The organism is Pseudomonas sp. FG36 (genome assembly GCF_057809275.1).
Map to the genome: position 1 here is coordinate 143,514 of NZ_JBMDJQ010000007.1, position 24,920 is coordinate 168,433.

General features: G+C 63.4%; 27 protein-coding genes. 10 read left to right on the forward strand and 17 right to left on the reverse strand.

The genetic code is table 11. From position 1 onward, the window contains the following. Nucleotides 1-27: 27 nt before the first annotated feature. From ACODS9_RS08280 to ACODS9_RS08300, 5 genes are all read right to left on the reverse strand, one after another. On the reverse strand, nucleotides 28-1,266 hold the full coding sequence (locus ACODS9_RS08280) for an RNA polymerase sigma factor (protein WP_489093678.1): 1,239 nt from the start codon (nucleotides 1,264-1,266) through the stop codon (nucleotides 28-30). A gap of 46 nt (nucleotides 1,267-1,312) precedes the next feature. Further along, entirely contained in the window at nucleotides 1,313-1,657 is a 345-nt protein-coding gene (locus ACODS9_RS08285) for a YciI family protein (RefSeq protein WP_023631072.1), read from the reverse strand. A gap of 46 nt (nucleotides 1,658-1,703) precedes the next feature. Then, complete coding sequence (locus ACODS9_RS08290; RefSeq protein ID WP_023631071.1) at nucleotides 1,704-2,129, reverse strand: YybH family protein; 426 nt, start codon at nucleotides 2,127-2,129, stop codon at nucleotides 1,704-1,706. A 135-nt stretch (nucleotides 2,130-2,264) separates the two neighbouring features. Further along, the gene (locus tag ACODS9_RS08295) at nucleotides 2,265-2,906 is read right to left on the reverse strand and encodes a LysE family translocator (RefSeq protein ID WP_046856663.1); all 642 of its coding nucleotides are present in this window, start codon (nucleotides 2,904-2,906) and stop codon (nucleotides 2,265-2,267) included. A 92-nt stretch (nucleotides 2,907-2,998) separates the two neighbouring features. Then, nucleotides 2,999-3,967: a threonine dehydratase gene (locus ACODS9_RS08300; protein WP_489093679.1), complete on the reverse strand. Its 969-nt coding sequence runs from the start codon at nucleotides 3,965-3,967 to the stop codon at nucleotides 2,999-3,001. Nucleotides 3,968-4,043: 76 nt separating this feature from the next. Between ACODS9_RS08300 and ACODS9_RS08305 the strand changes: the two genes are divergently transcribed. Continuing rightward, complete coding sequence (locus tag ACODS9_RS08305) at nucleotides 4,044-5,411, forward strand: aminotransferase-like domain-containing protein (protein WP_489093680.1); 1,368 nt, start codon at nucleotides 4,044-4,046, stop codon at nucleotides 5,409-5,411. A gap of 45 nt (nucleotides 5,412-5,456) precedes the next feature. On the opposite strand, the gene ACODS9_RS08310 is transcribed toward ACODS9_RS08305, so the two are convergent. Continuing rightward, the gene (locus ACODS9_RS08310; RefSeq protein ID WP_023629531.1) at nucleotides 5,457-5,714 is read right to left on the reverse strand and encodes a DUF2790 domain-containing protein; all 258 of its coding nucleotides are present in this window, start codon (nucleotides 5,712-5,714) and stop codon (nucleotides 5,457-5,459) included. Nucleotides 5,715-5,977: 263 nt separating this feature from the next. On the opposite strand from ACODS9_RS08310, the gene ACODS9_RS08315 reads away from it, so the two are divergent. Then, nucleotides 5,978-6,427: a GNAT family N-acetyltransferase gene (locus ACODS9_RS08315; RefSeq protein WP_489093681.1), complete on the forward strand. Its 450-nt coding sequence runs from the start codon at nucleotides 5,978-5,980 to the stop codon at nucleotides 6,425-6,427. Here ACODS9_RS08315 and def read toward each other — a convergent pair. The 3 genes from def to ACODS9_RS08330 all read right to left on the reverse strand — a co-directional run bounded on the left by def (nucleotide 6,382) and on the right by ACODS9_RS08330 (nucleotide 8,220). Next, nucleotides 6,382-6,918 carry a peptide deformylase gene (def, locus tag ACODS9_RS08320; protein WP_031314713.1) on the reverse strand — a complete coding sequence of 179 codons (537 nt, stop codon included), beginning with the start codon at nucleotides 6,916-6,918 and terminating at the stop codon, nucleotides 6,382-6,384. The two genes, ACODS9_RS08315 and def, sit on opposite strands and share 46 nt — an antisense overlap. After that, nucleotides 6,918-7,874, reverse strand: a complete 957-nt coding sequence (locus ACODS9_RS08325) for a YihY/virulence factor BrkB family protein (protein ID WP_046856666.1) — start codon at nucleotides 7,872-7,874, stop codon at nucleotides 6,918-6,920. The genes def and ACODS9_RS08325 overlap by 1 nt, the downstream gene beginning before the upstream one ends. 166 nt (nucleotides 7,875-8,040) lie before the next feature. Next, nucleotides 8,041-8,220, reverse strand: a complete 180-nt coding sequence (locus tag ACODS9_RS08330) for a CsbD family protein (RefSeq protein ID WP_023629533.1) — start codon at nucleotides 8,218-8,220, stop codon at nucleotides 8,041-8,043. A gap of 230 nt (nucleotides 8,221-8,450) precedes the next feature. Between ACODS9_RS08330 and ACODS9_RS08335 the strand changes: the two genes are divergently transcribed. Next, complete coding sequence (locus tag ACODS9_RS08335) at nucleotides 8,451-8,831, forward strand: hypothetical protein (RefSeq protein WP_023629534.1); 381 nt, start codon at nucleotides 8,451-8,453, stop codon at nucleotides 8,829-8,831. Here ACODS9_RS08335 and ACODS9_RS08340 read toward each other — a convergent pair whose 3' ends face one another. Further along, nucleotides 8,832-9,668 (reverse strand): CvfB family protein, encoded by an 837-nt coding sequence (locus ACODS9_RS08340; protein ID WP_023629535.1) that lies wholly within the window; start codon nucleotides 9,666-9,668, stop codon nucleotides 8,832-8,834. It abuts the gene before it with no gap. Between the two features lie 129 nt (nucleotides 9,669-9,797). On the opposite strand from ACODS9_RS08340, the gene ACODS9_RS08345 reads away from it, so the two are divergent. Continuing rightward, on the forward strand, nucleotides 9,798-10,658 hold the full coding sequence (locus ACODS9_RS08345) for a DUF6279 family lipoprotein (RefSeq protein WP_489093682.1): 861 nt from the start codon (nucleotides 9,798-9,800) through the stop codon (nucleotides 10,656-10,658). An 11-nt stretch (nucleotides 10,659-10,669) separates the two neighbouring features. Here ACODS9_RS08345 and aceK read toward each other — a convergent pair whose 3' ends face one another. Further along, nucleotides 10,670-12,385, reverse strand: coding sequence for a bifunctional isocitrate dehydrogenase kinase/phosphatase (gene aceK / locus ACODS9_RS08350; RefSeq protein ID WP_046856668.1), 1,716 nt, complete (start codon nucleotides 12,383-12,385; stop codon nucleotides 10,670-10,672). A gap of 178 nt (nucleotides 12,386-12,563) precedes the next feature. On the opposite strand from aceK, the gene ACODS9_RS08355 reads away from it, so the two are divergent. After that, nucleotides 12,564-13,439 carry a DMT family transporter gene (locus ACODS9_RS08355; protein WP_367856823.1) on the forward strand — a complete coding sequence of 292 codons (876 nt, stop codon included), beginning with the start codon at nucleotides 12,564-12,566 and terminating at the stop codon, nucleotides 13,437-13,439. 42 nt (nucleotides 13,440-13,481) lie between these two features. On the opposite strand, the gene ACODS9_RS08360 is transcribed toward ACODS9_RS08355, so the two are convergent. The 3 genes from ACODS9_RS08360 to cysK all read right to left on the reverse strand — a co-directional run bounded on the left by ACODS9_RS08360 (nucleotide 13,482) and on the right by cysK (nucleotide 16,812). Continuing rightward, nucleotides 13,482-14,363: a DMT family transporter gene (locus ACODS9_RS08360; protein ID WP_489093683.1), complete on the reverse strand. Its 882-nt coding sequence runs from the start codon at nucleotides 14,361-14,363 to the stop codon at nucleotides 13,482-13,484. A 382-nt stretch (nucleotides 14,364-14,745) separates the two neighbouring features. Next, nucleotides 14,746-15,681, reverse strand: a complete 936-nt coding sequence (locus ACODS9_RS08365) for an aspartyl/asparaginyl beta-hydroxylase domain-containing protein (RefSeq protein WP_046856670.1) — start codon at nucleotides 15,679-15,681, stop codon at nucleotides 14,746-14,748. A 156-nt stretch (nucleotides 15,682-15,837) separates the two neighbouring features. Further along, nucleotides 15,838-16,812, reverse strand: coding sequence for a cysteine synthase A (cysK, locus tag ACODS9_RS08370; protein ID WP_046856671.1), 975 nt, complete (start codon nucleotides 16,810-16,812; stop codon nucleotides 15,838-15,840). A 135-nt stretch (nucleotides 16,813-16,947) separates the two neighbouring features. On the opposite strand from cysK, the gene ACODS9_RS08375 reads away from it, so the two are divergent. From ACODS9_RS08375 to ACODS9_RS08395, 5 genes are all read left to right on the forward strand, one after another. Beyond that, nucleotides 16,948-18,021: a DUF748 domain-containing protein gene (locus tag ACODS9_RS08375; protein WP_489093684.1), complete on the forward strand. Its 1,074-nt coding sequence runs from the start codon at nucleotides 16,948-16,950 to the stop codon at nucleotides 18,019-18,021. A 263-nt stretch (nucleotides 18,022-18,284) separates the two neighbouring features. Next, entirely contained in the window at nucleotides 18,285-19,406 is a 1,122-nt protein-coding gene (locus ACODS9_RS08380) for a hypothetical protein (protein ID WP_489093685.1), read from the forward strand. Beyond that, a complete protein-coding gene (locus ACODS9_RS08385) occupies nucleotides 19,403-20,092 on the forward strand; it encodes a tetratricopeptide repeat protein (protein WP_489093686.1) in 690 nt (229 codons plus the stop codon). Before ACODS9_RS08380 ends, ACODS9_RS08385 begins: the two co-directional genes overlap by 4 nt. Nucleotides 20,093-20,415: 323 nt before the next feature. Then, nucleotides 20,416-21,261, forward strand: a complete 846-nt coding sequence (locus ACODS9_RS08390; protein WP_023629931.1) for an AAA family ATPase — start codon at nucleotides 20,416-20,418, stop codon at nucleotides 21,259-21,261. Nucleotides 21,262-21,274: 13 nt separating this feature from the next. After that, a complete protein-coding gene (locus ACODS9_RS08395) occupies nucleotides 21,275-22,453 on the forward strand; it encodes a vWA domain-containing protein (protein ID WP_110697957.1) in 1,179 nt (392 codons plus the stop codon). A 52-nt stretch (nucleotides 22,454-22,505) separates the two neighbouring features. Here the strand turns inward: ACODS9_RS08395 and ACODS9_RS08400 are convergent, their stop codons facing one another. From ACODS9_RS08400 to ACODS9_RS08410, 3 genes are read right to left on the reverse strand one after another with little or no spacing between them, the layout of a single operon-like run. Next, the gene (locus ACODS9_RS08400) at nucleotides 22,506-23,444 is read right to left on the reverse strand and encodes a 5-oxoprolinase subunit C family protein (RefSeq protein ID WP_489093687.1); all 939 of its coding nucleotides are present in this window, start codon (nucleotides 23,442-23,444) and stop codon (nucleotides 22,506-22,508) included. Further along, nucleotides 23,441-24,136, reverse strand: coding sequence for a 5-oxoprolinase subunit PxpB (pxpB, locus tag ACODS9_RS08405; protein WP_046856675.1), 696 nt, complete (start codon nucleotides 24,134-24,136; stop codon nucleotides 23,441-23,443). Before pxpB ends, ACODS9_RS08400 begins: the two co-directional genes overlap by 4 nt. Further along, nucleotides 24,133-24,912: a 5-oxoprolinase subunit PxpA gene (locus ACODS9_RS08410; protein ID WP_401104144.1), complete on the reverse strand. Its 780-nt coding sequence runs from the start codon at nucleotides 24,910-24,912 to the stop codon at nucleotides 24,133-24,135. The genes pxpB and ACODS9_RS08410 overlap by 4 nt, the downstream gene beginning before the upstream one ends. Nucleotides 24,913-24,920: the final 8 nt, after the last annotated feature.

Sequence of the window (24,920 nt, forward strand, 5' to 3'; positions counted from 1 at the left end):
GGCCATCGCGGGCACGCTGGCGATAGCTCAGCCCAGTTCGCGTAACCGCCGTTCGATATGCCGCCGTTCCGGCCCCTGGCGGGTAAGCGTCAGCGCTTGCCTCCAGGCATCCCGGGCCTGATCGAGGTTGCCCAGCTGCCGGTGCAGTTCGGCGCGCGCGGCATGGGCCAGGTGGTAATCACCCAGCTCGCCCCGCTGCAGGATTGCCTCCACCGCCTGCAACCCCACCTGGGCGCCGTCCCGCCTGGCCAGCGCCGCCGCCCGGTTCAGCTCCACCACCGCTGATGGCCAGTGGCGCTGCAGCACATCGTACAGGCCGATGATCTCGTCCCAATCCGTAGCCTCGGCGCTGGGTGCTTCGGCATGCACCGCGGCTATGGCCGCCTGCACGGTATACGGCCCGAAGTCGCGACTGCGCAATGCCTGCTGGACCAGCTGGCTGCCCTCTTCGATCTGCCCGCGATCCCACAGGCTGCGATCCTGCTCATCCAGCAGCACCAGCTCGCCATCGGCGGTGCTGCGCGCCCTCTGCCGCGATGCCTGGAGCAGCATCAGCGCCAGCAGGCCATGCACTTCGGCATCGGGCAGCAACTGGGCCACCAGGCGCCCCAGGCGGATTGCCTCGTCGGTCAGCTCGCGAGTGGTGACATCTTCGCCCGCCGAGGCCGAATAGCCTTCGTTGAATACCAGGTAGATGACCCGCAGCACGCTTTCCAGGCGCTCGGGCAGCTCGCTCAGTTCCGGCACCTGATAGGGAATCTTCGCATCGCGGATCTTGGCCTTGGCACGCACGATGCGCTGGGCGATGGTGGCCGGGCTTTGCAGGAAGGCACGGGCGATCTGCTCGGTGGTCAGGTCACACACCTCGCGCAGGGTCAGCGGTACCTGGGCGTCAGAGGCCAGTGCCGGGTGGCAGCAGGTAAAGATCAGCCGCAGACGGTCATCGGCCAGCAACGTCTGCTCGCCCGGATCGCCGGCTTCGCGTTCGAGCAACATGATCAGGTCGCCCTGGGAGCGGTCGAAACGGGCACTTCGGCGCAGCGCATCGATGGCCTTGAAGCGGCCGACAGACACCAGCCAGGCCCTCGGGTTGTCGGGAATACCATCACGCTGCCAGCGCTGCACGGCGATGAAGAAGGCATCGTGCATGGCCTCCTCGGCCAGGTCGAAGTCCCCCAGCAGGCGAATGAGGGTCGCCAGGATCCGCCGCGAATCGCGGCGGTAGACAGCCTCCACCTCCTGGCGGACTTGCGCTTCCCCCACCATCAATCGGGCTTTCCCTGCTGACTCATGCGGCTTTTCTCCCGTTGCGTCAGGGTTGCAATTCACGCACCGGCCGAACCTCGACGCTGCCCACCCGGGCTGCCGGGATGCCCTTGGCGATGTTCAGCGCCTCGTTGAGGTCACGGGCGTCGACCAGGTAGAAACCGGCCAGTTGCTCCTTGGTTTCGGCGAACGGGCCATCGGTCAGGCTCATGCGCCCGGCGCGTACACGTACCGTGGTGGCCGTCTGCACAGGCTTGAGCGCCTCGGCGGCGAGCATGCGCCCGCTGCCCTGGATGGATTCGGCGTAGGCCATGCATTCGGCGTCTTCGGGGCTGTCGGGCAGGCTGTGCAACAGCGCTTCATCACAATAGACCAGGCACAGGTATTTCATGATCGTCTCCAGCAGGTCGGCTCGGTGCGGTGGGCGATGAGCGGTATCAGGGCTTGAGGTCGAACAAGGCTTTTTGCGTTTCCATGTCGAACGGCGCCGACCAATGCTCGTGGATCACTTGCCATTGGCCGCCGCTGCGCCGATAGCCGACCGTGGCGCGCATGAAGCCGCACTGGCTTTCGTCGTCGCCCGGGCCACAGCGGTTGAGCCAATGAGCCAGGGCCAGGTCGCCGTCGGCGTATACCTTCAGCTCTGCCAGTTCGAAGACCATCGGCCCCGTGCACATGCCCATGCACATTTCCCAGTGTGCGCGGTAGGCGGCCTTGCCCTTGAATTGCAGGGCCTGGATGGCATCGAAGGCGAGAATGTCGTCGGCATAGGGCGCGACGATACGGTCCACGTCGCGCTCGCGCACGGCCTGCATCCACTGTTCGATCAGTTGACGAAGTTCAGTTTCGGCTGCGCTGTTCATCAGTGCTTCCTCCCAGCGTTCAACAATGATTGGCGCCGGTGCATTCCGGCGCCTTCACCCATGGTCGAACGGGAAAATGGAGAATCGACAACCCGATGAGAAAAAACAGTCAGCGGCACAGAACCGCCAGAATGATCAGGCCGGTACTGCCAGGATGAATTCGCGGTAACCGGAGAGCACCACGTAACCTGCGAAATAGCAGAAGATCGCCGCCGACAACAGGTACGACCAGGTCAGCAGGCGATCGCCAAGCAGCCGCCCGCCATGACTGGCGATACCGCACAACGAGACGCACCAGAGCAGCCCGGCGGCAAAGAAGCCACCGAGGAACAGGCCCGCATCCAGCGCGCTGCCGGCGCCGGAGCGGGAGATCAGCACGCCGCCGACTGCCGCAAACCAGAGAATCGCGCTGGGCGATGACATGGCCAGGAAGATCCCGCGCAGGAACTCACGCCAGCCCGATTCGACCACTACCTGGCCACGCGACTCCAGGTGCCCGCCGCGCCACGCCGCCAGCAGCATCTTCACCGCGAACCATGCCAATAACGCGGAGCCCCCCAGCCACAACGTCCAGCGCACGCTTTCGAACTGCAGCAAAACGGTCATGCCGGCCAGGGCCGCAATGGCGTAGATGAGATCGCCCACGCAGGTCCCCAGCCCAAGCCAGAAACCCTGAAGAAACCCCCGCTGCATGGCCAGGGTAATCATGGCGATGTTGGCCACGCCGATGTCCAGGCACAGGGACAGGCTGAGGAGGAAACCATTGGAAAAGGGCATGGCAGGCTCGACTGCGGACGAAAGTCAGCGATTGAACCTGAATGCCCCCTGGCGGTACAGGAGGATTTTGCAGGTCAGGCCATCGCAGCCTTTCATACAGGATCTTTCGTCCCCATCAACACCTGCGCATAGCGCCCGCGATCCACGTTCGCGCCACTGAGAACCACCGCCACCCGCTTGCCCGCCTGACGCCCACGCTCCTGCATCAGTGCAGCCAGGGCGGCGGCGCCGGCACCTTCGGCGGTGTTGTGGGTGGTTTCGTGGTAGAGGCGCATGGCTTCGGCGATTTCCTCGTCGCTCACCCGCACGATGCGTGCAGCATGCTCGCGTACCAGGGCAAAGGCGTCGGGATGCGGCACGCGGCAGGCCATGCCGTCGGCGAAGGTATCGGCGCTGGCGGTGGTGACGATGTGTCCCAGCTCGAAGCTCTGGGCATAAGCGTCTGCCGCAGTGGATACCACGCCGACGATCTCGGTGGACAACCCCAACAGGTTGCGCGCCTGGATCAACCCACAGATGCCCGAACCCATGCCGATCGGCACGTATACGCAATCCAGGTCGGCCACCGCCTCGAACAGCTCCAGGGCGTAGGTGGCCACGCCACGCACCAGCTCCGGATGGAACGAGGGAACCATGGCAAAGCCCCGCGCATCGGCCAGGCGCGCCGCCTCTTCCCGGGCCACATCGAAGTCCACGCCATGCTCCACCAGTTCCGCGCCCAAGGCACGCATGGCGGCGTTCTTCTCCCGCGAATTGCCCTCTGGCACCACGATCACCAGCGGCAAGCCTGCCTGGCGCGCCGCCAGGGCCATGCTCTGGCCGTGATTGCCGCGCGTGGCGGTAACCAGGCCACGGGGGACTGCGCCACTGGCCAACAGCGAGCGGACATAGACCAGCCCGCCGCGCACCTTGAAGGCCCCCGTGGGCGCATGGTTCTCGTGCTTGACCCACAGCTGGCAACCCAGCCGCTCGGCCAGCAGCGGCCAGGCGTGCTGTGGGGTCGGCGGCACGTGCTGGTGAACGAAAGCGGCGGCTTCTCGCAGGGCTGGCAAGTCGAACATGGCGAACGTCCTTCATCGGTATGGGGTTGAACCGATCCTAAGCGCCGGGCATTGTATGGGTCCAAATAAATATTGCATGGGCAGCAATTTCGTGTGGATTCCGAACCTCCCGGCCAACGACCAGCCGCGCTACCAGGCACTGGTCGAGGCCATCGCCAACGCCATCGAACAGGGTGAACTGAAGGTCGGTGAACGCCTGCCCCCGCAACGCCGCCTCGCCTGGGCGCTGGGCCTGAACCCGAGCACCACGCAGCAGGCCTACCGAGAAGCAGCGGCGCGGCACCTGGTGTCCGGGGAGGTGGGACGCGGCACCTATGTGCTGGCCAGCAGCAAGGAAGCGACGCTGTTTCGCCTCAAGCAACCCAGCCGCCAGCACCCAGTGATCGATCTGTCGACCAATGTGCCGGTGGCCGATCCCTGCAATCTGGACCTTGAGCACAGCCTGCGCAGGCTGCTCGAACAGGGCGATACCGCCTTGCTCGACCATTACCTGGGGCCCGAGCAGTTGCTGCTGGGGCGGATCGAGGGGGCGCGCTGGCTGGGCAACCGCGGCCTGGACCTGGCGCCAGAGGACGTGCTGCTTTGCGGGGGCGCCCAGCAGGCGCTGACCCTGGTGTTGCAGTCGTTGTGCCAGGCGGGCGAGCCAGTGATGGTCGAGGCGTTGACCGCCCCGGGCATCAAGGCGGCCTGTCGCCAGTTGCGCCTGCCCGTGCACGGCGTGGCCCTGGATGAGCAAGGCCTGCTCCCGGACGAACTGGACCGTGTGGTCCGCGCGAGCGGCGCGCGGGTATTGGTCACCACCCCTACCCTGCACAACCCGACCGGGGCGTGCATGGGCGAAGCCCGGCGCCTGGCGCTGGCGCAAGTCGCCAGGCGCCACCAACTGCTGGTCATCGAGGATGACGTGTATGGCGCCTTGACCGACCGGCCACCACTCTACCCCTTGCTCGAAGGCCGTGGCGTGCTGATCAGCAGCCTGTCCAAGACCGTCGCCGCCGGCTTGCGCCTGGGCTGGATCGTGGCCCGGCCAGCGTTGCTGGAGCAGATCGATCCCTATGCCCAGGCCACCCACTGGTCGGTGTCGCCGCTGAACCTGCGCATCGCCTGCCAATGGATCGCGGATGGCACTGCCGCCCGGCGGCTGGCCTGGCAACGGGAAGAACTGGGCGAACGCTGGCGCCTGGCGCGGGCGGTGCTGGGCGAGGCGCTGCCCGCCGATGGCGTGCCGTCGCCGCACATCTGGCTGGCCACGCCTGGAGACGCCCAGGCGCTGGTTGCGCGGTGTCGGGAACACGGGGTGGAGATCGTGCCGGCCAGCGTGTTCGCGGTAGGCACCGACAGCGTCAGGGCCGTGCGGATCAGCCTGTCGGCGGCGCACAGCCGGGCGCAATTGAAGCAAGGACTGGAACTGGTGGGAGCGGGCCTGACCCGCGATTGCACGTGATACTCGGCTGAACGCCATCGCGGGGCAAGCCCGCTCCCTCGCGGCTTAATTCAGCCGGCAACCCTCACCCAATGCACGGTACTGGAGGGTGTGGACCTGCCCTTGATGATCCTCGTAGGTCATGGTGGCGGGCACCACTTCGCAAACGTTGGGGATCGTCGACAGGCTGATCACGCGCTTGATGTCGAGGTTGGTGGAATAGTCGTACTGCTCGACCACGGGCTGGGTGTCTGCGGTCTTGGCCTGGTCCGCGAAGGCGAACGGGGACATACCGACCAATGCAAGAATCAGTAAGGCTTTCATGGATGTCGACCTTGATGGCTATCAAGCTGATCGCGTGACTTCTGACGCCGTCAATGGCCCGGAGAAGTTGTCATCAACTGCGAAGATGACACGAAGTACCGATCCCGCTTTATCGTACTGCCGGGGGGATGAGTGAAAGTCTACTCCCCGCCTGAAATAGTTGAACCCCGGAGTCGGACATTCACCCTTGCCGCATTTGCAACAATCTGCGACAAAGCACCGATGAATACCTGCCTGAGATAGCCACACCGCGTGAACCAAGCATGTTCCCCCTGACCTGCACTCGCCTTCCCCCAACCCAGCGGCGCCTGCTGGACCATTTCTACCGCCAGCACGGCTCGCGCATGCGCGCCGCCGGTGAAGGCGAGCAATGGGTGGCGCGTACCGCAGAAATAATCGGTGGGATGAACCTGACGCCCATCGGTGGCGATCACTGGCTGACCGGCCTGTTCGTCGCCCCGCAGTGGCGGGGCCAGCAGATCGCATCCAGGCTGATAGACGCGGCGCTGGCCGAAAGCAACGCTGCGACCTGGCTGTTCTGCCACCCGGATTTGGCGCCTTTCTACCAGCGCCTGGCCTTCACACCGACAACCACCCTGCCCGAGGCCCTGGCCTCACGCCTGGCCCGCTACCAGCGCAGCAAGGCCCTGCTGGCGATGAGGCGGGGTCAGTCGTCGGCCACGTCGAGCCCGGGGAACAGCACCTCGGTATAGCCGAACTTGCTGAAGTCCTGGATGCGCGAAGGATACAAACGGCCGATCAGGTGGTCGCACTCATGCTGCACCACCCGGGCGTGGAAGCCGTCGGCAAAGCGGTTGATCGGGTTGCCCTGCGGATCGATGCCCGAATAGCTGATGTGCTTGTAGCGCGGCACCACGCCACGCAGGCCGGGCACCGACAGGCAGCCCTCCCAGCCGTCCTCGACCTCCGTGGCCAGCGGGGTGATCACCGGGTTGAGCAGGATGGTACGTGGTACCGGCTCGGCGTCCGGGTAACGCTCGCTGCGCTCGAAACCGAAGATCACCAGTTGCAGGTCGATGCCGATCTGCGGCGCGGCCAGGCCGACACCGCCGACATGGGCCATGGTCTCGAACATGTCGTCGATCAGTTGCGCAAGCTCCGGGCTGCCGATCATGTGCTCGGGAACCGGCGGGGCGATGCGCAGCAGGCGTTCATCGCCCATCTTGAGAATGTCGCGGATCATCAGGTATTCGGCTCGCGGGTCTGGGGTTCGGGTGTCACCGGGTGCTCATGGCCGAGCACGGTGATGCTCTGTTGCGGGTTGTCCTGCTCGAATTCCTTTTCGCCGGGGTTCTTGCCCTCGGCCGACATGTGCTCGATCACCGCGTTCATCTCGGCGCCCAGCAGCAGCACTGCGGCGGAGATGTAGAAGTACAGCAACAGCACGATGATCGCCCCGATACTGCCATACATGGCGTTGTAGTCGGCAAAGGTCTTCACGTAGTAGGCAAAGCCCAGCGAGGCGACGATCCACACCACCACCGCCAGTACCGAACCTGGGGTGATGAAACGGAATTTCTGCTTCACGTCGGGCATCACGTAGTAGATCAGTGCCACCGCCACCATCATCAGAATGATGATCGCCGGCCAGCGCAGGATGGTCCAGACGATGACGACCGCCTCCTCCAGCCCGACCTGGGAAGCGATCCACTCCATTACCTGCGGCCCCAGCACCATCAGCGCCGCCGCTGCCAGGAGCATGCCGGCGATGCCCACGGTATAGATGACCGACAGCGGAATGCGCTTCCACACCGGCCGCCCCTCGGGCACGTCATAGGCCGCGTTCATCGCGCTCATCATCAGGCGCACGCCCGCCGAGGCGGTCCACAGGGCAATCACGATACCCACCGACAACAGCCCGCCCTTGGACTGCTGCAACTGGTCGATCACCGGGTTGACCTGCTCCAGGGCCTGGGGCGGCAGCACCAGTTCCGACTGCAGGCGCAGCCAGGAGAAGAAGTCCGGCAGATGCAGGAAACCGATCAGGGCGATCAGGAACAGCAGGAAGGGGAACAGCGAGAACAGCATCTGGTAGGCCAGCGCGGAGGCATAGGTGGACATCTCGTCATCGAGGAACTCCTTGACGGTGCGCACCAACACGCGGTGCAGGGGCAGGCCGCGCAGGTCGGGGAAAATCATAGCGTCTCCTTTCGCCGCTTGATCGGAATGGCAATGCTGCAAGTCTAATAGACCAGGCGGCGGGCGTGCTGTTCGCTTGTACCTTGCGCACAGTACAAAGCAAGCGCGGGGCAAGCCCGCCCCCATCTTGCGGGAGCGTGCTTGCCCCGCGGCCAGGCTGCGGCGGTCAAGGTTTCTTCACGGCATCCTTGACCTTGCCCACGGCCTGTTGCGCCTCGCCTTTCAGTTCCTGGGCCTTGCCCTCGGCGCGCAGCTTGTCATTGTCGGTCACCTTGCCGACGCCCTGCTTGATATTGCCCACGGCCTCGTTGGCCAGGCCCTTCGCTTTGTCCTTGGTGCCACTCATGGGATGTCTCCTCGGGGGAAAGACACGGGAAATCGTGTCGACATCTGATCGACCCAAGGCCATTGGCCAGAGTTTCAATTCATTTTCACCCTGTCAGCCAAACGGCAATTGACTGGGCTCGATACGCTTGCACGGTCCAGGTTCGGTGATTTCGGGGAAGCGGGCTTGCCCCGCGATAAGCCCCACCCCACAATGGCAGGCCTTACTCGCGTCAACCCGCAGGAACCTGCATGAAACTCGACAAACCCACCGCCATCGCTCGCCGTAACGAGGCGCTGGCCAAACCGGTACTCACCAGTGCCAACACCCTGTTCGCCATTCTCGACACCAAGCGCAACCTGTGGTGGTTCGAAGTGCCGGTTGCACTGCTGCGCAAGGGCCAGCCTGACTGGGTCAACCTGCTGCTGCACACCCCCGAGAACGACGGGCTGCAGCACCTCAAGGTGCCCACCAACTTCCTCAAGGCTCATCAGGAGCAGATGGAAGTGCGCAACCCCGGCAAACGCCGTTCGACCATCAGCCTGGCCCTGAGCGCCGACCGCGACTCACTGCTGCGCGACACCCGCCCGGGTGGCGAGCAGCTGGACTTCAGTACCTTCGTGCAGGGCTGATCAAGCCCGCTCGATGCGATCGTCATGGATGACGATGCGGCCCTGCTTGAACAACGCGCCGATGGCTTTCTTGAAGTTGCCCTTGCTCACGTTGAACATCTGGCTGATCAGCGCAGGGTCGCTCTTGTCGCACACTGGCAGCACACCACCGTTGGCCTCCAGGCGCTGCATGATCTGTTCGTGCAGGCTGTCGGCCAAGGCCTGGCCCACCGGCTGCAGGCTCAGGGCGATCTTGCCGTCGGCGCGCACTTCCTTGATGAAGCCCTTCTCGTGCATGCCCGAACGCAGGAACTTGAACACCTCGTTCTTGTGGATCAGGCCCCAGTGGCGGTTGTTGATGATCGCCTTGAAGCCCATCGGCGTCTCGCCGGCCACCAGTAGCTCGACCGGCTGGCCGACGCTGTAGTCCACCGGGGTGCGGTCCAGGTAACGGTCCAGCTTGGCGGTGGCGGTAATACGCCGGGTGCGCTTGTCCAGGTAGGCATGGACCACGCAGTAGTCGCCGATCTTCAGTTGCCGCGACTCTTCCGAGTAGGGCATCAGCAGGTCCTTGGACAGGCCCCAATCGAGGAAGATGCCCGCGCCGTTGATGTCCTTGACCTTGAGGCTGGCGAACTCGCCCACCTGCATTTTCGGCTTTTCGGTGGTGGCGATCAGCTGGTCTTCGCTGTCCAGGTAGATGAACACATTGAGCCAGTCGTCCAGCTCCAGCTCGGCATCCTTGGGGAAGTAGCGCCGCGGCAGGAGGATTTCGCCATCGGCGCCGCCATCCAGGTACAGGCCGAACTCCACGTGTTTCACGATTTGCAAACTGTTGTAACGCCCAAGCAGAGCCATTTCCGAAGATCCTCAAGACAAGGCGGCTATTCTAACACCTGACCCGCCCGGCCGCCCGAGCGCACATTCGCCGGAACCGTCGGGCCCACCGTGCGTCTACCGCCTGGCCAGCCCAGCAAGGATTCGCTCATGCCCCTTCGCCTGCCCAAAGCCCTGCTCCTGCTCATCGGCTTCGCCCTGGCACTGACGGCCTGCAGCCGCATCGACCTGGCCTACCGCAACCTCGATCGTCTGGTGCCGTGGTCGCTGGGCGACTACCTGGACATGAACCGCGAGCAGAAGCAGTTGCTCGACGAACGGCTCAAGGCGCATCTGGCCTGGCACTGCAAGACCCAACTGCCCGGCTACCTCGACTGGCTCGACCGGGTGCAACTGATGGTCGCCAACGACGCGGTCACCGATGAAAACCTGCGCCAACGCACGGTCGAGGCGCGCCAGGCCATCGGCCGGGTCACCGAAGCAATAACCCCCTCTGCCGCGGAACTGCTCAAGGGCATGAATGACAGCCAGGTAGCGGAAATGCGCGAGGCTTTTCGCAAGGACATCGACAAACGCCAGAAGGAGTACGTCGACACACCATTGGCCAAGCAGGTCGAGAACCGTGCCGCACGCATGCGCAAGCGCCTCGAGCCCTGGCTGGGCGAGCTCGATGCCCAGCAACGGCTGCGGGTGATGAGCTGGTCACAGGCCCTGGGTGACCAGAATCGCCAGTGGATCGCCAACCGCGCTCACTGGCAGCAGCAACTGGTGCTGGCGATGGACCAGCGCGCCAGCCCAAGCTTCGAGCCCAGGTTGGCGCAGTTGCTGCAGCGCAAGGAAAGCCTGTGGACACCGGAGTACCGCCAGGCATTCCAGAACACCGAGCGCCAGGCACGCAGCCTGCTGGTGGATCTGCTGAAACAGAGCAGCCCGGCCCAGCGGCAATTCCTGCAGCAGCGGCTGAGCAAGGTGCGTTCGGACTTCAGCGAACTCAAGTGCCTCAGAGGCTGAAAACCTGAGGCCTAACGCCCTTTGCGCCGATAAGGGAACACATCGATCACCTTCCCCGCCCGGATCGCCTCCTGCAAGCCTTTCCAGTAATCGGCGTCGTACAGTTCGCCATGCAAGCGGCTGAACAAGCGGCGCTGGCCGATATCGGCGAACAGGAATGGCGGAAACTCCTCGGGGAACACGTCGTGCGGCCCGATCGAGTACCACGGCTCGCCGGACATCTCGTCCTCCGGATAACGCGGCGGCGGGATATGGCGGAAGTTGACCTCGGTGAGGTAGCTGATCTCGTCGTAGTCGTAGAACACCACCCGGCCATGGCGGGTGACGCCGAAGTTCTTCAGCAGCATGTCGCCGGGGAAGATGTTCGCCGCCGCCAATTGCTTGATCGCCAGCCCATAGTCTTCCAGCGCCTCCAGCACCTGGGCTTCGCTGGCCTGTTCGAGGTACAGGTTGAGCGGGGTCATGCGCCGTTCGGTCCAGCAGTGGCGGATCAGCACCGTGTCGCCCTCCAGGGCCACGGTGGAGGGAGCCACCTCAAGCAGTTCCGCCAGGCAGTCGGGATCGAACTTGCCCTGGGGAAAGCGAAAATCGGCGAACTCCTGGGTATCGGCCATGCGCCCGACGCGGTCGACGCTTTTCACCAGGCGGTATTTCTCGATCACCGTGGCCCGGTCGACGGTCTTCGACGGCGAGAAGCGGTCCTTGATGATCTTGAACACGGTGTTGAAGCCCGGCAGGGTAAATACGCTCATGACCATGCCGCGCACGCCCGGGGCCATGACAAAGCGGTCGTCGCTGTTGGCCAGGTGGTTGATCAGCGCCCGGTAGAACTCCGACTTGCCATGCTTGTAGAACCCGATCGAGGTATACAGCTCGGCGATGTGCTTGCCCGGCAGGATGCGCTTGAGGAAGTTGACGAACTCCGCCGGCACCGGCACATCGACCATGAAATACGAACGGGTGAAGGAGAAGATGATCGACACCTCCGCCTCGTCGGTAATCAGCGCATCGGCCTCGATGCCATGCCCCTCGCGGTGCAGCAGCGGGATCACCAGTGGCCACTGCTCGTCGGGGGTGTACAGCCGACCGACCAGGTAGGCGCCCTTGTTGCGGTAGAGCACCGGGGTGAACAGCTCCACGGCGAGGGCCGGATCCTTGCAGACCCAGTCGGGCAGGCATTCGCGCAATTGATCCTCCAGGCGCGCGATGTCGCCTTCCCGGTCGCCATACGGCACGTCGAACGCATAATCGGCGAAGATCGCTCGCAACAAGCCTTTGAGACCGTCCTGCAGCGTATAGGTGCGCGTCTGCGCCGCCCGCTCATGGCCGCGCATCGACGGCCGGGTGGTGTGGATGAACATGCAGCCGTCGCTGATCAGGTCATGGCTGAACAGGCTGCAGAACAACGAGTTGTACCAGGTCTCGGACAGCTCGTCGTCCAGCCTAGGGTCGATCAGGCGAATGTAGGCGTTCTTGACCAGCGGCCACTGCTCGACGTCCAGCAGCACCGCGGTGTCGAAGCGCTGGCGCAGCCAGCCGTTGACCTCGGCGACTTTCTCTTCATACAGGTTGATGCGCGCTGCGGCGGCGTGCTGGATGTCCTGCCAGCGTGCCTGTTCGAAGCGCTCGCGGGCGCCGAGGGTGATACGGCGAAAGTGCTCGCGGTAGTCGTCGAAGCCATCGAGGATCATCCGGGCGATATCGACGGCGGGCCAGGCTGGGGTCATGCGCTTGCCTCTATGCAATGGTCACCGAGAGAGCTTAGTCGGATACGAGCCCCGTGGGAGCCGGTTTGCCGGCGATGAAGCCCGTGAGGCAATCCCGGATTCACACAGCAAGAAAGCACAAGAATCCCCCACTCGCCCTGACGTACACTCGCGCCCTGCCCTACCGCCGGAGACCCCCGTGAGCCCCATCGCCCTCGCCCGCCTGCTGACCCTTGCCGCTGTCTGGGGCGCCAGCTTCCTGTTCATGCGCATCATTGCCCCCGAGCTGGGTACCGTGCCGACCGCCTTCTTCCGCGTGTCGATCGCCTGCCTGGGACTGATCGCCATCCTCGCCGCTGCCCGCGTGCGCTGGGACTTCGAGGGCAAGCTGGGCGCCTGCCTGGTGCTGGGCATGATCAACTCGGGCATTCCGGCCACGTTCTATTCCGTGGCGGCGCAGGTGCTGCCGGCCGGCTATTCGGCGATCTTCAACGCCACCACGCCGCTGATGGGCGTGCTGATCGGCGCCTTGTTCTTCCGCGAAGCCATGACCCTGCCCAAGCTCTGCGGGATCTTCCTCGGGCTGTTCGGTGTCGGCATCCTCAGCGGTGCCGGCCCGGTGGCGCTGGACATGGCCCTGGTGCAAGGCGCACTGGCCTGCCTGGCCGCCACCACCTGCTACGGCTTCGCGGGCTTCCTGGCAAGGCGCTGGGTCGGCACGCTGGACAGCCGCCTTTCGGCGCTGGGCAGCATGCTCGGCGCCACCTTGCTGCTCAGCCCGCTGTTCGCCTGGAGCGCGCTGACCCAGCCGCCGACCAGCTGGGGCGGCTGGCAGGTATGGCTGTCGCTCTTGGGCCTGGGGCTACTGTGCACGGCGTTCGCCTACATCCTGTACTTCCGCCTGCTGAACGAAATCGGACCGGTAAAGGCCAGCACCGTGACCTTCCTGATCCCGGTGTTCGGCGTACTGTGGGGCGCATGGCTGCTGGATGAGCCGCTGTCGATGGCGCACCTGTATGGCGGCCTGCTGATCGGTGCGGCGCTGTGGTTGGTGCTGCGCCCGGCACGGCACTGAAAAAAGGGGAGCGGGCTTGCCCCGCTCCCACCGCTCGTTGACTCAGGCCTCGGCTGTGCGCAACGCAGGTTTACGGAACACGAACAGCAAGCCGATCACGATCAGTCCCATCCCCAGCAGGCTGAGGGGCGCCAGGCGGTTGCCGAAGATGATGAAATCCATCACCGCCGTGACCGCCGGCACCAGGTAGAACAGGCTGGTGACATTGACCAGGTTGCCCCTTGCGATCAGCCGGTACAGCAGCAGCGTGGCCAGCAACGAGACCACCAGCCCCATCCACAGCAGCGCGCCGAGGAAACTGGCGTTCCATTGGACATGCAGCGGCTGCAACGGCGCGAACACCGCGCACATTGCAAAGCCCGCCATGTATTGCAGGGGCAAGGTGCCCATGGGATTGTCGGTAATGCGTTTCTGCAGGATCGAGCCCAAGGTCATGCTGGCCAGCGCCAGCAGGGCGAACAGCATCCCGGCGAGGGATACCCCACCCAGGTTGATACCCTGGTAGACCACCATCACCAGGCCGCCCAGGCCAAGCCCCAGGCCGAACAATCGGCTCCAGGACCGCTGACGCTCCATCAGCACCACGGTCAGGATCGGTTGCACGCCCATGACCGTGGCCATGACACCGGGCGTAACGTGAGTGTTCAGCGCGAGCAGGTAGAAGATCTGGTAGGCACCGAGCAATACGCAGCCAGTCCCCAGGGCGCGAACAATGCCGCCCCGGGTGCGTGGCCAACGTAATCCGAGCAACGGACCGATCAACAGCAGACCGAACAGCGCCAGGGCCGAACGCAGCAGCAGGAAGGCGAAGGGGCTGGCCTGGGCCAGGCCAAGCTTGGAGACGATCGCCCCGCTGCTCCACAGCAGGACGAACAGGCTGGTCGTGGCCGCCGAGGCCACGGATGCTTTGTTGAGGACATACATGTATTGCCACCTGTATACGGGCAAATGAGCCGTACGGAGGGCCTATCGCGACTTGCGGGGATAGCCGACCGTGTTCAGTAGGTTGCGAGTGCGGTGGGGAGCGGCCAGCGGCCGATCAGCCCAGCACCACGACTGCGCAAGGAGGCGGAGCTACGCCGCCTACCACGCCACTGACAGGTGGTGGATAGTGACTGATCATGGCCGGCTGCTGGCTGCCACGCACGACCACGCCCGCGACAGGCGCGAGAACGTAAGCGGTGGTGGAAGGGATGGCTGGCATGAACAGGTCTTCGGGGAAGAGAGTGTTTCGGAATATAGCGGGGGAATCATCGCGGGGCAAGCCTGCTTGCACAAGGTGCGAAAGCAGGCCTGCTCAACCGGATCAGAACAACCAGTGGTACAGGGCATAGGCGACGACAACCGCCAGCACCGGCCGCAGCACGCGGTAGGCCTTGGGGTTGGCACGCTTGAACTGCTTGACCCGGGTGCTGATGACATTGCTGAAGCGCTTGCTCCAGGCATAGGCCTGGTTGATCCCGCCGACACGCTCGTCATCGGTGTTCTGCGGCGCGGTGGCGCGACCGAGGAAGGCACTGACCTTGCGGTTGATGCGGGTCATCAGCGGGCTGTTGAGCGGGCGTTCGACGTCGCAGAACAGGATCACGCGGGTGACCTCGGTCTCGTTCTTGACCCAGTGCACGAAGGTCTCGTCGAACATCACGTCCTCGCCGTCGCGCCAGGCGTAGGGCTGGCCATCAACGTAGATGCGGCAGTTGTCGGAGTTCGGCGTGGACAACCCCAGGTGATAGCGCAGGGAGCCGGCAAACGGGTCGCGGTGCGGGTTCAGGTGGCTGCCGCCGGGCAACAGGGCGAACATCGCGCCCTTGACGTTGGGGATGCTGCTGACCAGCTCGACGGTCTTGGGGCACAGCGCTTCGGCCGAAGGCAGCGGTTTGTCGTACCACTTCAGGTAGAAGCGCTTCCAGCCCTTCTTGAAGAACGAACCGAAGCCGGCGTCGTTGTCTTTTTCCGCCGCGCGGATGTAACCCTCGTCGAACAGGCGCATGGCCTCTTCGCGGATCACCTCCCAGTTGTCCTTGAGCACATCCAGCTCGGGGAAGCGCTGGCGGTCCAGGTACGGCTTGGAAGGTACGCCGGAAAACAGGTACATCAGGCTGTTGTAGGGGGCGAACAGCGCCGAATGGTTGACGAACTGGCGCAGCACCGGCAGGCGTGCCTTGCCGCGCAGGTGCACGAACAGCACACTGCCGAAGAACACCAGCAGGACACCGGCCTTGGCGACGAAGGAAAAGGTCATGCAACACTCCTTGGAGGGGAAATCAGGCCATCCCCAGATAGCCGGACATCATAAACCCATCAGGAGCAGCTGCAAGCCAGAAGCTGCAAGCGGCAAGCTCAAGCTGATCCGCGTCAATGCGGCCATGCCTTCGACTTGCGGCTTGCAGCGTGTCGCTTACTGCTGGTTTTCCTGCTCGGTGAACAGATCGCTGAACAGCATGCTCGACAGGTAACGCTCGCCCGAGTCCGGCAGGATCACCACGATGGTCTTGCCCTGCATCTCCGGTTTCTCGGCCAGGCGCACCGCCGCTGCCATCGCGGCGCCGCAAGAGATGCCGCAGAGGATACCCTCCTCCTGCATCAGGCGGATGGCCATGGCCTTGGACTCTTCCTCGGTCACCGTCTCGACCTGGTCGACGATCGACAGGTCGAGGTTCTTCGGCACGAAGCCGGCACCGATGCCCTGGATCTTGTGCGGGGTGGGCTTGAGCTCCTCGCCGGCCAGGGTCTGGCTGATCAGCGGCGAGTTCACCGGTTCCACCGCCACCGACAGGATCGCCTTGCCCTGGGTGTGCTTGATGTAGCGCGACACGCCGGTAATGGTGCCACCGGTGCCGACGCCGGCAACCAGCACGTCGACCGCGCCATCGGTGTCGTTCCAGATTTCCGGGCCGGTGGTCTTCTCGTGGATGGCCGGGTTGGCCGGGTTGTCGAACTGGCCCGGCAGGAAGTGCTGCGCAGGGTCGGAGGCGACGATCTCATTGGCCTTCTCGATGGCGCCCTTCATGCCCTTGGCCTTGTCGGTCAGCACCAGCTCGGCGCCCAGCGCTTTGAGTACCTTGCGCCGCTCCAGGCTCATCGAGTCGGGCATGGTCAGCACCAGCTTGTAGCCACGGGCGGCGGCGACGAAGGCCAGGCCGATGCCGGTGTTGCCCGAGGTGGGCTCGACGATGGTCATGCCTGGCTTGAGCTTGCCGCTGCTCTCGGCGTCCCAGATCATGTTCGCGCCGATCCGGCACTTCACCGAGTAGCCAGGGTTGCGCCCTTCGGTCTTGGCCAGGATGGTCACGCCGCGCGGGGCGATGCGGTTGATCTGCACCAGCGGCGTGTTGCCGATGGAATGGGCGTTGTCGGCGTAGATACGGCTCATGGCGGCGGTCCTTGAACAGGAAAAAAAGTGCAGGGAAAACCCTGAGGGTAAGCCTGCAATCGGTGAGCGTAAAGCCCGTTCGAACTCGACGAAACGGCCTGCGGTCAACCGCACATGCTCCCGTGGAGAAACCCGATGAAAGCGCGCTACCGCTGGCCACTGGTCGGCTTCGCCAGCCTGGTCGCACTGCTGGTGGCCCTGCACCTGGCCTTGCCTTACCTGGTGCGTGACTACCTCAACGACAAGCTGGCCGACATGGGCGACTACCGCGGCCAGGTCCGCGACGTCGACCTGGCGTGGTGGCGTGGTGCCTACCAGATCAATGGCCTGAAGATCGTCAAGGTCAGCGGCAAGGTGCCGGTGCCGCTGCTCGAAGCGCCGCTGATCGAGCTGTCGGTGAGTTGGCACTCGCTGTGGTACGACCGCGCCGTGGTTGCCGAAGTGACCTTCGTACGCCCCGAACTCAATTTCGTCGACGGCGGCAACAAACAGAACTCTCAGACCGGCCAGGGCACCGACTGGCGCCAGCAACTGGAAAAACTGCTGCCGATCACCCTTAACGACGTACGCATCGAACAAGGCATACTCACCTTCCGCAACTTCAATTCCAGACCGCCGGTGGACCTCAAGGCCACCCGGCTGGACGCCAGCATCCGCAACCTGACCAACGTGCGCGACGAAAAGGGCCGACGCGACGCCAGCTTCGAAGGGACGGCGCTGCTGCTGGGCGATGCCAAGGTGGAAAGCCGCGCCACCTTCGACCCCTTCAGCGACTTCGACGACTTCCAGTTTCGCCTGCGCGCCACCGGCATCGAACTGCGCCGGCTGAACGACTTCGCCAGTGCCTACGGCAAGTTCGACTTCAACGCCGGGCATGGCGATGTGGTGATCGAGGCCGAGGCCGAGAACGGCCGGATCAAGGGCTACATCAAGCCGCTGTTGCGCGATGTCGATGTGTTCAATTGGCAGCAGGACGTGGAAGACAAGGACAAGGGCTTCTTGCGCTCGATATGGGAAGCCGTCGTGGGCGCCACCGAGACCGTGCTCAAGAACCAGCCGAAAAACCAGTTCGCCACCCGCGTGGAACTCAGCGGCAGCGTGCACCAGCAGGACATCAGTGCCTTCGAGGCGTTCCTGCAGATCCTGCGCAACGGCTTCATCCAGGCGTTCAACGCACGCTACGAGCAGCCGCCACCAAAAGCGGACTAAGGACTTGAGGGCACCTTGGCAACACTCAGAGGCCCACTTCAATGCGTATTGCTCGATTGGATTCGTGACGCGCCAGGTACGCCTCCCCCCTTTGAGCCCCAATGAAATATCTTGCAACACTCCGCACAAGGCATCCCTACTGCCTTCAACCTCCTTGCTCGTCCTTTATCCGTCCCCATTCAAAGCGCGGCCCTCTGGCGCCTCAAGCCAGAGCACTACAGCGTTGCAACATGGATAAACGCGTCGACAGACAGGAGCACACAATGGCAGAGCACTTCATTACCACCCGGGCCGAGGAGTCTGTGACGGTCCCGAACTACAACCCCGGATTCATGTCATCGGGAAGACCTTCATTTACCATCCATGCTGCAAAGTCTGGATCTGCAATGGAAGGCGGGAATGAGTCCAGCACTGGGCACGTATTCCTTGAGCTAAACACGCCAAGATACAAAGGCTCGATCGGCTTCAGCCCTGGGAGCGATCTGGGCACCTCAGCCGACAACATTTCATTCAATGATCACCTCATCTATAAAGACACGTCCTCGCACCGGGTAGAATCCCACGACCCCAGATTCGTAAACATGCTGGACAACTTGGTCCTGCAAGTCGAGGGGTACAAGAACGGAACAACACAGCCCGAAAACTACGACCTCCTCTTCAACAACTGCATTACTTTTGTTACAAAAATGTTTGCCAAAGCCGGCAAAGAAATAAAACTTGCCAAGACGCCAAACGAGGTCGCAAAGGATATTAAAGTAGTTGCCGAGCAGTTCAAAACCCCCTTGCTCATTGACCTTGAGGGGCACGGCATCACCACCCTGCCACTCGAGCAGGGTATTGAATTTGACTACGATGGAGACGCCGATCCAATCCTTACCGGATGGGCTGGAAAAAGCAGCGGATTTCTGGTGCTCGATAGAAACAACGATGGCGTGATAAATGATGCTTCAGAGCTCTTTGGTGATCGCACCCCGCTACCCGCCGGAGGCCTAGCTGAGGACGGTGCCGTTGCGCTCGCCGCTCTGGACAGCAACCTGGATGGGCTTATCGACATGAACGACCCAGTCTGGGGCGACCTGAAAATCTGGCAAGACATCAACAGTAATGGAGCGTCTGAAGCGGCCGAACTGCATTCAGTGATCGATATCGGCTTGAAAAGTATCGATTTGTCATTCGTGAAAAACCCGATCACCGATGTAAACGGCAATATCCATGCCCTCCATTCATTTGTCATGTGGCAGGATGGCCAAGTCAGCGACATAGTGGACGTGCTGTTCAAAACAGCCGATCACAAGATCAGCAATGATTTCTTCAACCCAACAGCTGGCTATTTCCCGACCGAGCCCATCGGTTCAAAAGACATGATTGAAGAGGTTATTGCATGAAAACATCTGGACGAAAGCGGCTGGGCTGCTGCCTGGCCGTTTCGCTAATGCTTCTGTCAATGCCAGCCCTGTCGAGTGATCATATGAACACGCGCACAGCATTACCCCCAGCGATTGCCATGAAACTGGCGGCGCCGCCGGAGCCTCAAACCACTACCTACCCCCGCGACAGTGAGGAGTTTGAACATCTGATCGAGCTCGCCAAAAACGGCAACGCGCACGCCAACTACGTACTCGGCCTGATTTACAGCGACCAAAGGCTGCCGGATACCGAGAGAAACTATAAGGCGAGCGTGGCCTATTACGAAAAAGCCATAAACCTATACAGCCGCCACGCGCCGGCGCTTGCGCGCCTGGCGTTCCTGTACCGTGCTGGCCTAGGCACACCTGTAGACATCAAAAAAGCAGTGGCGCTGTATGAAAGAGCGGGCGAGTCCGGGTCAGCGGTGGCCTACAACAACCTGAGCACGTTGTATGCCGTCGGTGAAGTGGTACCGCAGGATTTCAAAAAAGCCAGGATGTACGCCGAGTATGCCGCCCATCTCGGCCATGCTGAAAGCTTCGAGATACTGCAGCATTGGGATTACTACGTGGAAATATCCTCTACCACGGACAGCAAGAAAATCAGTGAGATCGTTGAAAAATATAAAAACCTTGAACTGCAAAAAAAGGACGCTGGAAAGTAGCTCATGCCCCAGCCGACCGAAGGTGTACTTCTGGGGCAAGCCGCTCGAATCGATGCGCGCAAGTAGCCGGGCCAACGCAGCCCGTTCAACGATGCCTATCGCGTTGTGATCGTACCTGCGCCAAATCCAGCCGGGCGTGGTGACGCGCCATTCAGGGACTGAATACCCGGTCTGCGTTTTCACGCGTCGGGCGTGGCGTTATAGTCGTTGGCACATCAATAAACATGTATTGCCTGGGCCGGCCCTATCGCCGGCAAGCCGGCTCCCACAGGGAGCGGGTCTGCCCGCAATGACGCCAGCCAGCCACCCCAGAGGATCGGTTAATGAAGTTCGAAGGCACCCGCGACTACGTCGCCACAGATGACCTCAAGCTGGCGGTCAACGCGGCCATCACCCTGGAGCGCCCGTTGCTGGTCAAGGGCGAACCGGGCACCGGCAAGACCATGCTCGCCGAACAGCTGGCCGCCTCCTTCGGCGCACGCCTGATCACCTGGCACATCAAGTCGACCACCAAGGCCCACCAGGGCCTGTATGAATACGACGCGGTCAGCCGCCTGCGCGATTCGCAGCTGGGCGTGGACAAGGTCCACGATGTGCGCAACTACCTGAAAAAAGGCAAGCTGTGGGAGGCCTTCGAGGCCGACGAACGGGTAATCCTGCTGATCGACGAAATCGACAAGGCAGATATCGAGTTCCCCAACGACCTGTTGCAGGAACTCGACAAGATGGAGTTCTACGTCTACGAAATCGACGAGACCATCAAGGCCAAGCAGCGCCCGATCATCATCATCACCTCCAACAACGAAAAAGAGCTGCCTGACGCCTTCCTGCGCCGCTGCTTCTTCCACTACATTGCCTTCCCCGACCGCGCCACCCTGCAGCAGATCGTCGATGTGCACTACCCCAACATCAGCCAGTCGCTGGTCAGCGAGGCACTGGACGTGTTCTTCGACGTGCGCAAGGTGCCGGGCCTGAAGAAAAAGCCCTCCACTTCCGAGTTGGTCGACTGGCTCAAGCTGCTGATGGCCGACAACATTGGCGAGGCGGTACTGCGCGAGCGCGACCCGACCAAGGCCATCCCGCCGTTGGCCGGGGCCCTGGTGAAGAACGAACAGGACGTGACGCTGCTCGAGCGCCTGGCCTTCATGAGCCGGCGCGGCAACCGCTGACGGGAGCCGGGCCATGCTGCTCAACCTGTTCAATGAAATGCGCGCGGCCAAGGTGCCGGTGTCGGTGCGCGAGTTGCTCGACCTGCACCATGCCTTGCAAAAAGGTGTGGTGTTCGCCGACATGGACGCCTTCTACTATCTGGCCCGCGCCATCCTGGTAAAGGACGAACGGCACTTCGACAAATTCGACCGTGCCTTCGCCGCCTACTTCAAGGGCCTGGAAAACCTCGACCGGCATATCGAGGCGTTGATCCCCGACGAGTGGCTGCGCAAGGAGTTCGAGCGCTCGCTCACCGACGAGGAACGCGCGCAGATCCAGTCCCTGGGCGGGCTGGACAAGCTAATCGAAGAGTTCAAGAAGCGACTCGAGGAACAGAAGGAACGCCATGCCGGCGGCAACAAATGGATCGGCACCGGTGGCACCAGCCCGTTCGGTTCGGGCGGATTCAACCCCGAGGGCATCCGCGTCGGCGAGGCCGGCAAGCGCCAGGGCAAGGCGGTGAAGGTCTGGGACCAACGCGAGTACAAGAATCTCGACGACCAGGTCGAGCTGGGCACGCGCAACATCAAGCTGGCCCTGCGCCGGCTGCGCAAGTTCGCACGCGAAGGCGCCGCCGAGGAGCTGGACATCGACGGCACCATCGATCACACCGCCCGTGACGCCGGCCTGCTGAACATCCAGATGCGCCCCGAACGGCGCAACACGGTGAAGCTGCTGTTGCTGTTCGACATCGGCGGCTCGATGGACGCTCACGTCAAGGTCTGCGAGGAACTGTTCTCGGCCTGCAAGACCGAGTTCAAGCACCTGGAGTACTACTACTTCCACAACTTCGTCTACGAGTCGGTGTGGAAGAACAACCTGCGCCGCACCTCGGAGCGCTTCTCCACCTTCGACCTGCTGCACAAGTACGGCGACGACTACAAAGTGATCTTCGTCGGCGACGCGGCCATGGCACCCTACGAGATCACCCAGCCCGGCGGCAGCGTCGAGCACTGGAACGAAGAGGCCGGGTACGTGTGGATGCAGCGCTTCATGGAGAAGTTCAGGAAGATCATCTGGATCAACCCTTATCCGAAGCAGGCCTGGGACTACACCGCCTCGACCCATCTGGTGCGGGACCTGATCGAGGACAAGATGTATCCGTTGACGTTGCAGGGGTTGGAAGACGGGATGCGTTACCTGTCCAAGTAGTGCTTTTCAAACCCACCTATCGCGGGGCAAGCCCGCGATAGGGCTGCTCCATTCATACCCAACGGCTCAGGTAAGCCTGCTGCTCGCGCCACGCCTCGTCCTGCACCACCGCACTGAAGCGTACCGCCGCCCCCGGCATGCACTGCGCCAGTTGCGCCAGCGCCAGCGGCGTCAACGCCCCCAACCGTGGATACCCTCCGATGGTCTGCCGGTCATTGAGCAGTACGATCGGCTGCCCGTCCGGCGGCACCTGCACGGCGCCTAGCGGAATTCCCTCGGAGATCATCGGCGCGCCCTGGTAGACCAGTTGCGGCCCGAGCAGGCGAATGCCCATGCGGTCGGCACGGCTGTCCAGCGTCCAGTCACGGTTGAACGCCTCGAACAGGCTGGTGCCGCTGAAATTGCCTATCTGCGCCCCCATCACCAGGTCCAGCACAGGCTTGTCCGCATATACCGGCCGCAACGTTTCGGGAACGTGGGAGCGGCGGTTCGGCGCCCCGACTTGCCCCGCGATGGCTCCGGCAGCATGCAGTACCTCCCCTTTCACCAACGCCCGGCCCTGGCCGTCAACCCCGCCCAGCTCTTCCCGAACCACCGTGGCACAACTCCCCAGCACCGACTCGCCCACGAACCCGCCAGGCACCGCCAGATAAGCACGTACCCCTTGGCGAGGCTGACGCAGCGTCAGCTGCTGGCCCTTGCCGAGGTTGAAGCTGGTCCAGGGCGCCACGGCCTGCCCGTCGACCTGCGCATCCAGGTCGGCCCCGGCCAACGCCAGCATGCAATCTTCCTCGGCAACCACACTGAACCCGCCGAGGGCGATTTCCACCACGGCGCTGTCCAGGGTATTGCCCAGCAACCAGTTGGCCCAGCGCATCGCCACCCAATCCAGCGCGCCGCCCTGGGTCACCCCCAGATGCCGCACGCCGAAGCGCCCACCATCCTGCAATTGGCACAGCGCGGTGCTGGCCTCGATCCTCAACTGGCTCATGCCTGGGCCTCCAGCGGGCTGTCATCACCGCCCAGGTTGATGAACTCGGCGTGCCCGACGGCCACGAAACGTACCCGGTCGCCCGGTTGCAGCAGGCTATAGCCCTCGCGCTCGCGGTCGAACAGGTGCACCGGCGTCCGTCCGATCAGGTTCCAGCCGCCCGGCGACACCGCCGGATACGCGGCAGTCTGGCGTTCGGCAATGCCGACACTGCCCGCTGCCACACGCTTGCGCGGGGTGCTCAGGCGCGGTGTGGCCAGGCGCTCGTCGACCAGCCCCATGAAGCCGAAACCCGGGGCGAACCCCAGCGCGAACACCGGGTAATCACGGCCACAGTGCACGTCGATCACTTCCGCTTCGCTCAGCCCGCTTCGCGCAGCCAGTACCGGCAACTCGGGGCCGACGCTGGCGTGGTACCAAACCGGGATCTCGTGCCTGCGCCCGGCCTTTCCGTCATCCGGCCGCAGGCCCTCCAGTGCGTGCAGGATGCGCCGGCGCGCTTCGCCCGGCGCCAGGTCGAACTGCACCATCAGCGTGGTGTAGGACGGCACCAGGTCGATCAACTGTTGGCCAAAGACGTCCCGCAAGCGCTGGCTGGCGGCGAGGATCCACGGCATGTTGCCTTCATCGATGGCATCGAACAGCCGCACCATCAGGCTGTCGACGGCCACCACTTCGATACGTGGGGTCATGCCTGCTCCAGCGCGTCGAGTGCCTGGCGGATCTGGCGTACCGCGGCCACGGAACCATCGTTGTCGCCATGCACGCACAGGGTGCTGGCGTTCAACCGTACCTCGCTGCCATCGTCGGCCACCAGGGCCTCGCCCTTGGCCAGGCGCAAGGCCTGCTCGACCACCAGCGCCGGGTCATGGTGCACTGCGTCCGGCAGGCGCCGCGACATCAGGTGCCCGCTGGCGGTGTAGCCACGGTCGGCGAAGGCTTCGAACCACAACGGCACGCCGATCTCATCGCCCAGCGCCTGGGCGGCGCTGTCGTCGGCGGTGGCCATGAGCATCAGCGGCAGGCCGCTGTCGAATGCCGCCACGGCCTCGAGCACGGTGCGCAGGATGGCCGGGTTGGCCATCATGTCGTTGTACAGCGCGCCATGGGGCTTGACGTAGGCCACCCGGCCACCGAGCACTTTGCAGATGCCGTCCAGGGCACCGATCTGGTAGTGCAGCAGGTCGCGGATCTCGTCGCTGCTGCAGGCCATGGAGCGGCGGCCGAAGCCTGCCAGGTCCGGGTAGGCCGGGTGCGCGCCGATGGCCACCCGGTGCTCCAGCGCCAGAGCCACGGTGCGGCGCATGGTGCCAGGGTCGCCGGCATGGTAGCCGCAGGCGATGTTGGCGCAGTCGATGAACGGCATGACCTTGGCATCCTGGCCCATGCGCCAGTTGCCGAAGCTCTCGCCCATGTCGCAATTGAGTAGCAGGCGTTTCACCTGGCGGACCTCCGTATCAATGTTCATGGTGCCTA

Excerpts from the sequence above, each read along its gene's own strand:
- ACODS9_RS08280 (WP_489093678.1), bottom strand. The coding sequence starts at position 1,266 with ATGGTGGGGGAAGCGCAAGTCCGCCAGGAGGTGGAGGCTGTCTACCGC.
- ACODS9_RS08285 (WP_023631072.1), bottom strand. The coding sequence starts at position 1,657 with ATGAAATACCTGTGCCTGGTCTATTGTGATGAAGCGCTGTTGCACAGC.
- ACODS9_RS08290 (WP_023631071.1), bottom strand. The coding sequence starts at position 2,129 with ATGAACAGCGCAGCCGAAACTGAACTTCGTCAACTGATCGAACAGTGG.
- ACODS9_RS08295 (WP_046856663.1), bottom strand. The coding sequence starts at position 2,906 with ATGCCCTTTTCCAATGGTTTCCTCCTCAGCCTGTCCCTGTGCCTGGAC.
- ACODS9_RS08300 (WP_489093679.1), bottom strand. The coding sequence starts at position 3,967 with ATGTTCGACTTGCCAGCCCTGCGAGAAGCCGCCGCTTTCGTTCACCAG.
- ACODS9_RS08305 (WP_489093680.1), top strand. The coding sequence starts at position 4,044 with ATGGGCAGCAATTTCGTGTGGATTCCGAACCTCCCGGCCAACGACCAG.
- ACODS9_RS08310 (WP_023629531.1), bottom strand. The coding sequence starts at position 5,714 with ATGAAAGCCTTACTGATTCTTGCATTGGTCGGTATGTCCCCGTTCGCC.
- ACODS9_RS08315 (WP_489093681.1), top strand. The coding sequence starts at position 5,978 with ATGTTCCCCCTGACCTGCACTCGCCTTCCCCCAACCCAGCGGCGCCTG.
- def (WP_031314713.1), bottom strand. The coding sequence starts at position 6,918 with ATGATCCGCGACATTCTCAAGATGGGCGATGAACGCCTGCTGCGCATC.
- ACODS9_RS08325 (WP_046856666.1), bottom strand. The coding sequence starts at position 7,874 with ATGATTTTCCCCGACCTGCGCGGCCTGCCCCTGCACCGCGTGTTGGTG.
- ACODS9_RS08330 (WP_023629533.1), bottom strand. The coding sequence starts at position 8,220 with ATGAGTGGCACCAAGGACAAAGCGAAGGGCCTGGCCAACGAGGCCGTG.
- ACODS9_RS08335 (WP_023629534.1), top strand. The coding sequence starts at position 8,451 with ATGAAACTCGACAAACCCACCGCCATCGCTCGCCGTAACGAGGCGCTG.
- ACODS9_RS08340 (WP_023629535.1), bottom strand. The coding sequence starts at position 9,668 with ATGGCTCTGCTTGGGCGTTACAACAGTTTGCAAATCGTGAAACACGTG.
- ACODS9_RS08345 (WP_489093682.1), top strand. The coding sequence starts at position 9,798 with ATGCCCCTTCGCCTGCCCAAAGCCCTGCTCCTGCTCATCGGCTTCGCC.
- aceK (WP_046856668.1), bottom strand. The coding sequence starts at position 12,385 with ATGACCCCAGCCTGGCCCGCCGTCGATATCGCCCGGATGATCCTCGAT.
- ACODS9_RS08360 (WP_489093683.1), bottom strand. The coding sequence starts at position 14,363 with ATGTATGTCCTCAACAAAGCATCCGTGGCCTCGGCGGCCACGACCAGC.
- ACODS9_RS08365 (WP_046856670.1), bottom strand. The coding sequence starts at position 15,681 with ATGACCTTTTCCTTCGTCGCCAAGGCCGGTGTCCTGCTGGTGTTCTTC.
- cysK (WP_046856671.1), bottom strand. The coding sequence starts at position 16,812 with ATGAGCCGTATCTACGCCGACAACGCCCATTCCATCGGCAACACGCCG.
- ACODS9_RS08375 (WP_489093684.1), top strand. The coding sequence starts at position 16,948 with ATGAAAGCGCGCTACCGCTGGCCACTGGTCGGCTTCGCCAGCCTGGTC.
- ACODS9_RS08380 (WP_489093685.1), top strand. The coding sequence starts at position 18,285 with ATGGCAGAGCACTTCATTACCACCCGGGCCGAGGAGTCTGTGACGGTC.
- ACODS9_RS08385 (WP_489093686.1), top strand. The coding sequence starts at position 19,403 with ATGAAAACATCTGGACGAAAGCGGCTGGGCTGCTGCCTGGCCGTTTCG.
- ACODS9_RS08390 (WP_023629931.1), top strand. The coding sequence starts at position 20,416 with ATGAAGTTCGAAGGCACCCGCGACTACGTCGCCACAGATGACCTCAAG.
- ACODS9_RS08395 (WP_110697957.1), top strand. The coding sequence starts at position 21,275 with ATGCTGCTCAACCTGTTCAATGAAATGCGCGCGGCCAAGGTGCCGGTG.
- ACODS9_RS08400 (WP_489093687.1), bottom strand. The coding sequence starts at position 23,444 with ATGAGCCAGTTGAGGATCGAGGCCAGCACCGCGCTGTGCCAATTGCAG.
- pxpB (WP_046856675.1), bottom strand. The coding sequence starts at position 24,136 with ATGACCCCACGTATCGAAGTGGTGGCCGTCGACAGCCTGATGGTGCGG.
- ACODS9_RS08410 (WP_401104144.1), bottom strand. The coding sequence starts at position 24,912 with ATGAACATTGATACGGAGGTCCGCCAGGTGAAACGCCTGCTACTCAAT.